Genomic DNA, 6,935 nt, shown 5'->3' on the forward strand with positions numbered 1-6,935 from the left:
ATGCTGCCGCCCGAAACGTTCTTCCGATGCTCCCGGCTCTCGCCGCCCTGGCCGAGACGGGGCAGACGCTCGCCGCCGCCGACCTGCTCCAGATGCCGCAGCCCACGGTGAGCCGCATGCTCGCCCGGCTCGGTCGCGAGCTGGGCGTCGAGGTGGTCGAACGGCACGGACGGGGCCTGCGGCTCACCCGGGCGGGGGAGGCGCTCGCGCCGCACGCCGCCGCTGCCGTCGCCGCGGCCACGGCAGGCATCGAGGCGGTCCAGGCCCAGGAGTCGGGTGCCCGCGGGCGGATCGCCCTCGCCTTCCAGAGCACCCTCGGCGAGCGGGTCGTGCCGGCGCTGGTCAAGGCGTTCCTCCAGGAGCACCCGGGGGCGTCCGTCGACCTGCTGCAGACCTCCCGTCCGCGGTGCCTGGCGGCCGTCACCGACGGCACCGCCGAGATCGCACTGATCTCGCCTCTCGAGGAGGGCTCCGGCATGCGCCACCGACGGCTGCACACCGAGCCGCTGGTCCTGGTCGTACCGATCGGCCACCGCCTCTCGACACGTGCCCGGGTGAGCTTCGAGGAGGCCGCGGAGGAGACCTTCATCTGCATGAAGCGCGGTTATGGGATGCGTACGCTGCTCGAGGGGCTCGCCCAGGCCAGCGGCGTCACGCCGTCCATCGGCTTCGAGGGCGACGACCTGGCCACGCTGCGGGGGCTGGTCTCGGCCGGCCTCGGTGTCAGCCTGGCGCCCCGTGATCCCCACGGGGCCACCGGCTGCGTCGAGGTGCCCCTGACGAACCCGGAGGCCGTACGTCACATCGGTGCATGCTGGCTCGACCGCAAGCCCTCGACGCTCGCGGCCGCCTTCCAGGACCTGCTCCGTCGCCGGGGTCGGCGACTGACCGAGATCGGCCTGCGCCCGCTGACGGGGTGAAGCCTCGCACGTCCCTCTCTCAGGAGTAGGTCGAGGCGGTCTCGACGAGCACGTCGTGGAGGGCCAGCTCGGCGGCGCTGCGGACCCGGCCGGTGCGGTGGGCGACGAGGATGCGCCGCGGGGGAGCGGTGTCGCCCAGGGAGATGACGCGTACGTCGGGATGCTGGTTGACGGTGGCCGTACGCGGCGCGAGCGCGATGCCCAGACCGACGCTGACCATCGCCTGGGCCTCCTGGTAGTCGTTGGCCTGGAAGGCGATGGTCGGATTGAAGCCCGCGGCGACGGCGCTGCGCTGCAGGACCTCGACGACCGGGTGCCCGCCCGCGCGGATGATCCAGGGCTCCTCGGCGAGGTCGGCCATCCGGACCGTACGCCGCCGCGCCAGGCGGTGGGTGGCGCCGACGAGGAGCACGGTCGGGTCGGTGAAGAGCTCGGTGAGCACGAGCTCGTCGTTGTCGACCCGCTCCCAGGCGTAGTCCCACAGGAGCGACATGGCGACCTTGCCCTCCTCCAGCATGCGCACGAGGTCGTCCTCGCGGCCGCTGTGGATGGTCAGCGCGATGTTCGGGTAGAGCTCCTTGTAGCGCCGGACCGCCAGGGGCAGGAACGAGCTGCCGATCGTGGGAAAGGTGCCCAGGGTGACGCTGCCGCGGCGTACTCCGGCGATGTCGGCGAGGTCCGACTCGGCGGCCGCCAGCTGGCGCAGGACCTTGCGCGCATGGGTGGCGAGCACCAGGCCCGCGTCGGTCGGAGTCATGCCCCGGGCATGGCGGTCGAGCAACGGCTGCCCGGCCTCGCGCTCGAGTCTCAGGAGCTGCTGCGAGATCGCGGACGGCGTGTAGCCCAGCGCGGAGGCGGCGCTGGTCACCGACCCCTCCTCCACGATCGCCAACAGGATCTGCAGCCGTTTGATGTCGAGCACGGACCCAGTCTGCATGAAGTTCTTCTACATGGCCATGTAGGGGCGTGCAGCGCTGCTTCAGACGCGACAACACTCGGCAGGGCGTTGAGGGGTTGCCGAGGCGCCGGCTGGGCATGAAGTTTTGCTACACGATCATGTTCAGATTCGTGATTGTGCTACAAGTCACCCCGCTCCAGTCTGTGTGGGTCCGGAGAGCCCGGACGACTCGGCTCAGGAGGCAATATGCGCGAGATCGCCGCGACTTGGATGCGGGGTGGCACCAGCAAGTGCTGGGTCTTCCGTCGCGACGACCTGCAGGTCCCGGATCTGTCCGTCGACGAGGTGCTGCTGCGGATCTACGGCAGCCCCGACCACCGTCAGGTCGACGGCGTGGGTGGCGGCACGTCCACCACGAGCAAGGCGGTGATCCTCGCCCCCTCGGAGGCGGCCGGGGTGGATGTGGAGTACACGTTCGCCCAGGTCGGCATCGAGGAGGCCAAGGTCGACTGGGGGAGCAACTGCGGCAACTGCTCCGCGGTCGTCGCCTCGTTCGCGATCCGCGAGGGGTGGGTGCGGACCGGGGCGCCGGAGACGACGGTCCGGGTCCTCAACACCAACACCGACCAGCTCATCGTGCAGCACGTACCGACCCCCGGAGGCGTGCTGGACGAGGAGGCCTCCGAGTCCATCCCCGGCGTCCCGTTCCTCGGTGCGCCGGTCCGGATGGGCTTCGTCGACCCGGCGGGCCGGAGCACCGGACACCTGTTTCCCACCGGGCACCAGCGCGACGCCCTCTCCGAGGCCGTCGGCGGCGTGATCGTCACGCTCGTCGACGCGGGTGCTCCGGTGGTCGCCGCCCGTGCCGCCGACTTCGGCGTGCGCGGCGACGAGGACATCGCCGAGCTCGACCTGGTGCCGGGCCTGCTGCCCCGCCTCGATGCCGTACGCCGCGAGGCAGGTGTCCTGATGGGGCTCGCGCCGACCCCGGAGGCCGTCGCCCGGGCCGTGCCGAAGCTCGCGCTCGTCTCCGCACCTGATCCGGCCGGCGGGGAGGGGACCGATCTGACCGTTCGCATGCTGTCGATGGGTCGCTTCCACCCGGCGGTGCCGGTGACCGGATCGGTGGCGCTGACACTGGCTGCCGCTTCCCCCGGAACGGTGGTGCACGACCTCGTCCCCGAGGACCGGCCCGCCGCCGGCCTGCGGCTCGGGACACCGGCAGGCCGGGTCAGCACCTTCGCCGAGGAGCACCACGGCGTCCCCGTCGTCGGCGTCGTACGCACCTACCGCCGCCTGGCCCACGGGTCGGTCGTTCTGCCGGATCCCCCGCTGCTGCCGTCCGCATCGGCTTAACCATCTGACCCCTTGACACGGGATGCCCGTGTGGGGCTCGCTTCACCTGGAGGAAACAATGACCCAGCACGTCGATGAAGAGGACGTGGCCACGACCGCTGACGAGGACACCGGCCCCACGCAGGATCCGCCGGAACGACCCGCGCCGACCCCGCGACTCGCGGGCGCCGTACTCGCAGGCTTCACCGCGCTGGCGGTGGGGGTCTCCGTCCTGGGCGGGGACTTCCTGAACCCGGCCGCCTCCACGGCCGACGGTGACTACTCGGGTGAGACCGTCGAGATGATGATCCCGCTCGCCGAGGGTGGTGGCACGGACACCTGGGCGCGGTTCGTCGGCGCCGAGCTGACCGAGGCGGTGCCCGGCTCGCCGGGCCTGGCGCCGGTCAACGACGACGGCGGTGAGGGCATCCTCGGCACCAACCACTTCATGAGCTCGGCGAAGACCGACGGCACCGAGGTGCTGGTCAGCACCGCCTCCACGGTGGTGCCCTATCTCCTCGACATGCCGTCGGTGCGCTACGACTTCAACAACCTGCGTCCCGTCCTCGCCAACGGCACCGGCGCGGTGGTCTACGCCCGGACCGGTGCCGGGGTGCACGGCGTGGAGGACCTCGTCGACCGGGACAAGCCCCTCATCTTCGGCGGCATCGCGGCAACCAGCCTCGATCTGACCACCATGCTGGCCTTCGACCTGCTCTCCGCCGACATCGACTCGACCTTCGGCTTCGAGGGCCGCGGGCCCGTCAACCTCGCGCTGCAGCGCGGTGAGGTGGACATCGACTACCAGACGACCCCGTCCTACGAGCCGGCCGTCGAGCCGCTGGTCGAGGACGGCACCGCGGTGCCGCTCTTCTCGCTCGGACAGGTGAACGAGGACGGCGAGATCGTGCGCGATCCCAACTTCCCCGACCTGCCGACCGTCGTCGAGGCGTACGAGAAGATCTACGGCAAGCAGCCGGATCCGGAGGCGCTGGAGACCTATCGCGCCATTCTCGCGCTGACCTACACCTACCAGAAGGCGCTCTGGGTGCCCGAGGACACTCCGGACGAGGCGGTCGAGCTGCTGCGCTCGACGGCCGAGGACATGGGTGCCGAGCCCGCGTTCCAGAAGTCGGCGGCCGAGGTGCTCGGCGGCTACCCGCTCGACGCCTCACCCGACCTCGCCGACCGGATCGGCGAGGCGTACCGGGTGGACGAGAGCGTCCGGCAGGACGTCCTCGAGCTGCTCGAGAACGACTACGACATCACGATCGACCAGGGGTAGGACCATGACCGACGCAGCCTTCTCGGCCCTCGCCTCCCTGGCCGACCCTTCTCTTCTCATGATGCTCGCCGTCGGCGTGGTCGCCGGTCTGGTGATCGGCCTGATCCCTGGCCTCGGCGGCACCGGCGCGGTGGCGATCCTGCTGCCGATCACGTTCGGGATGGACCCCGAACCCGCACTCGCGATGCTCATCGGAGCACTGGCCGTCGTGCACACCTCGGACACCGTCGCGGCCGTGCTGCTCGGCGCACCCGGATCGGCCTCGGCAAGCGTGACGATGCTCGACGGCTACTCGATGGCGAGACAAGGACAGGCCAAACGCGCGTTGTCCCTCGCCTTCCTCTCCTCGATGGCCGGCGGCCTGATCGGAGCGGTCGGGCTGACCCTCGCCATCCCGCTGGCCCGGCCCCTGGTGCTGTCCTTCGGCAGCCCCGAGCTCTTCATGCTGACCATCCTCGGGGTCTCGCTCGCCGCGGTCCTCTCCCGCGGCAACGTCGTCAAGGGCCTGACCGCCGGCCTGCTCGGCCTGCTGCTCGGCCTCGTCGGCACCTCGCCCACGACCGCTGAGGAGCGGTTCTCCTTCGGCTCGCTCTTCCTCAGCGACGGCATCTCGCTGGTCGCGGTCGCCCTGGGCGTCTTCGGTCTCGCCGAGATCGCCAGCCGGGTGGGCCAGCGCCGGGTGAGCGAGAAGCCGGTGGAGCTGTCCGGCGGATGGGGATCCGGCATCCGCGAGTGGCTGACCCACTGGACGCACGTCATCCGGGGCGCGCTGATCGGCATCTGGGCCGGCGTGCTGCCCGGCGTCGGCGCGACCGCCGGCACCTGGCTCGCCTACGGGCAGGCCGTGGCCACGGCCAAGGACAAGCGGAGCTTCGGCAAGGGCGACCCCCGCGGCATCGTCGGCCCGGAGAGCGCCAACAACTCCGTCGAGGCCGGCGATCTGATCCCGACCTTCCTCTTCGGCATCCCCGGCGGCGTGCCGTCGGCGATGCTGCTCGGGATGCTGCTGACGTACGGCATCCAACCGGGGCCGGCGATCGTCACCGACCATCTCGACCTGATGTACCTGATCGTGTGGGCGTTCGCGATCGCCTCGGTCGCCGGAGCGTTCCTCTGCTTCCTGGCGACCGGGTCCCTCGCCAAGCTCACCAAGGTGCCGTTCGCCGTGCTGGGGCCGGGCCTGCTCGTGGTGATGCTTCTCGGCGCGTTCCAGGAGGGTGGCCAGCTCGGCGACCTGTGGGTGATGGTCACTCTCGGCGTGGTCGGCTTCTTCCTCAAGGCGACCGGGATGCCGCGGGCTCCGTTCCTGATCGGGTTCGTCCTCGCCATCCCGATGGAGCGCTACTACTACCTGACGGCCAATCTCTACGACGGTGCGGCCTGGCTGGCGCGGCCCGGTGTCCTCGTCTTCGCCGCGATCCTGGTCGTGCCGGTGCTGTGGTCCCTGGTCAAGCGGCTCCGCCGGGCCTCGGGGGCCGCCGACGACGGTCACCGCGACGAGCACGAGAGCGACGAGCACGATGGTGACGAGCTGGAGGGTTCGCTGGCGCGTACGCCCTGGTCCCTCGGTGTCGCGGTCATCGCCGCGCTGCTCTTCGCCGGGGCGCTGTGGGTGAGCGGGTCCTTCTCCGAGGAGGCGCGGCTGATGCCTCGGCTCGTCGCCCTGGGCGGTCTCGTGGTGGCTCTCGTCCTGACCTGGCAGGAGCTCCGCGCACGGCGGCGGGGCGTCCCGCGAGGCGGCGACGGCGCTGTCGACGAGCCTGCCGGCTCGTCCGGAGCGACCATGCTCGCCACCCGGGTCGAGCCGAAGGTCGACGCCCGGGCCCTGAACCGCCGCCACGACCTGATGATCGGGGCTCGGACCTTCGCGGCCATGGCAGCGTTCCTGGTCCTCGTCATGGTCGGCGGCTACCTCGCGGCGACGCTGGTGTTCACGCCCCTGTTCCTCCTGTACGCAGCCCGCACCCGCCCACGCACGGCGATCATCTACACCCTCGTCCTGGGTGCCGTGCTGCTGGCGCTGCCGTCCCTGCTGCCGGTCGACCTGCCCCTGGGTCTGCTGCAGTGACCGCGCCGACCTCCCTCCCGTCCACGCTTCACCGAAAGGAACGCCGATGACCATCGTCATCGCCTACGCCGACACCCCGCCCGGACACGCCGCCGTCACGGCCGCGGTCGCCGAGTCCCGAGAGGGCGAGAAGGTCGTCATCGTGCCCGCCGTACGCGGCGAGCGGGTCCCCGAGGTCGCAGAGGTCGAGACCCGGTGGCCAGACCTCGTGGGCCGCGTCGAGGTCGAACGCGGAGACCTGGGTGACCCCAGCGACACCGTCATCCAGGTCTCCCAGCGCCTCGACGCCCGCCTGATCGTCCTCGGTCTCCGGGCGCGTACGCCGGTCGGCAAGCTCGTCTTCGGCAGCACCGCCCAACGGATCCTGCTCGACGCCACCTGCCCGGTGCTCGCCGTCAAGCCGACCGTGGAGGGCCTCTAGCGGGGGGG

General features: G+C 71.2%; 6 protein-coding genes. 5 read left to right on the plus strand and 1 reads right to left on the minus strand.

Annotation, left to right across the window (positions count from 1 at the left end; all coding sequences use genetic code 11):
• The first annotated feature begins 26 nt into the window (after positions 1 to 26).
• A complete protein-coding gene (locus UG56_RS23470; protein ID WP_084101518.1) occupies positions 27 to 920 on the plus strand; it encodes a LysR family transcriptional regulator in 894 nt (297 codons plus the stop codon).
• A 19-nt stretch (positions 921 to 939) separates the two neighbouring features.
• On the opposite strand, the gene UG56_RS23475 is transcribed toward UG56_RS23470, so the two are convergent.
• On the minus strand, positions 940 to 1,857 hold the full coding sequence (locus UG56_RS23475) for a LysR family transcriptional regulator (RefSeq protein ID WP_177191542.1): 918 nt from the start codon (positions 1,855 to 1,857) through the stop codon (positions 940 to 942).
• Positions 1,858 to 2,064: 207 nt separating this feature from the next.
• Here UG56_RS23475 and UG56_RS23480 point away from each other — a divergent pair, with 207 nt between their 5' ends.
• From UG56_RS23480 to UG56_RS23495, 4 genes are read left to right on the plus strand one after another with little or no spacing between them, the layout of a single operon-like run.
• Positions 2,065 to 3,174, plus strand: a complete 1,110-nt coding sequence (locus tag UG56_RS23480; RefSeq protein ID WP_045550757.1) for a PrpF domain-containing protein — start codon at positions 2,065 to 2,067, stop codon at positions 3,172 to 3,174.
• A gap of 58 nt (positions 3,175 to 3,232) precedes the next feature.
• Positions 3,233 to 4,438 (plus strand): Bug family tripartite tricarboxylate transporter substrate binding protein, encoded by a 1,206-nt coding sequence (locus UG56_RS23485; RefSeq protein ID WP_045550758.1) that lies wholly within the window; start codon positions 3,233 to 3,235, stop codon positions 4,436 to 4,438.
• A 4-nt stretch (positions 4,439 to 4,442) separates the two neighbouring features.
• Positions 4,443 to 6,506, plus strand: a complete 2,064-nt coding sequence (locus UG56_RS23490; RefSeq protein ID WP_045550759.1) for a tripartite tricarboxylate transporter permease — start codon at positions 4,443 to 4,445, stop codon at positions 6,504 to 6,506.
• Positions 6,507 to 6,552: 46 nt separating this feature from the next.
• Positions 6,553 to 6,927, plus strand: a complete 375-nt coding sequence (locus UG56_RS23495; protein WP_045550760.1) for a universal stress protein — start codon at positions 6,553 to 6,555, stop codon at positions 6,925 to 6,927.
• Positions 6,928 to 6,935 lie beyond the last annotated feature (8 nt).

This window comes from Nocardioides luteus, assembly GCF_000960475.2.
GTDB lineage: Bacteria > Actinomycetota > Actinomycetes > Propionibacteriales > Nocardioidaceae > Nocardioides > Nocardioides luteus_A.

Coding starts and splice junctions, on each gene's coding strand:
- UG56_RS23485 (WP_045550758.1), top strand. CDS start 3,233: ATGACCCAGCACGTCGATGAAGAGGACGTGGCCACGACCGCTGACGAG.
- UG56_RS23475 (WP_177191542.1), bottom strand. CDS start 1,857: ATGCAGACTGGGTCCGTGCTCGACATCAAACGGCTGCAGATCCTGTTG.
- UG56_RS23470 (WP_084101518.1), top strand. CDS start 27: ATGCTCCCGGCTCTCGCCGCCCTGGCCGAGACGGGGCAGACGCTCGCC.
- UG56_RS23480 (WP_045550757.1), top strand. CDS start 2,065: ATGCGCGAGATCGCCGCGACTTGGATGCGGGGTGGCACCAGCAAGTGC.
- UG56_RS23495 (WP_045550760.1), top strand. CDS start 6,553: ATGACCATCGTCATCGCCTACGCCGACACCCCGCCCGGACACGCCGCC.
- UG56_RS23490 (WP_045550759.1), top strand. CDS start 4,443: ATGACCGACGCAGCCTTCTCGGCCCTCGCCTCCCTGGCCGACCCTTCT.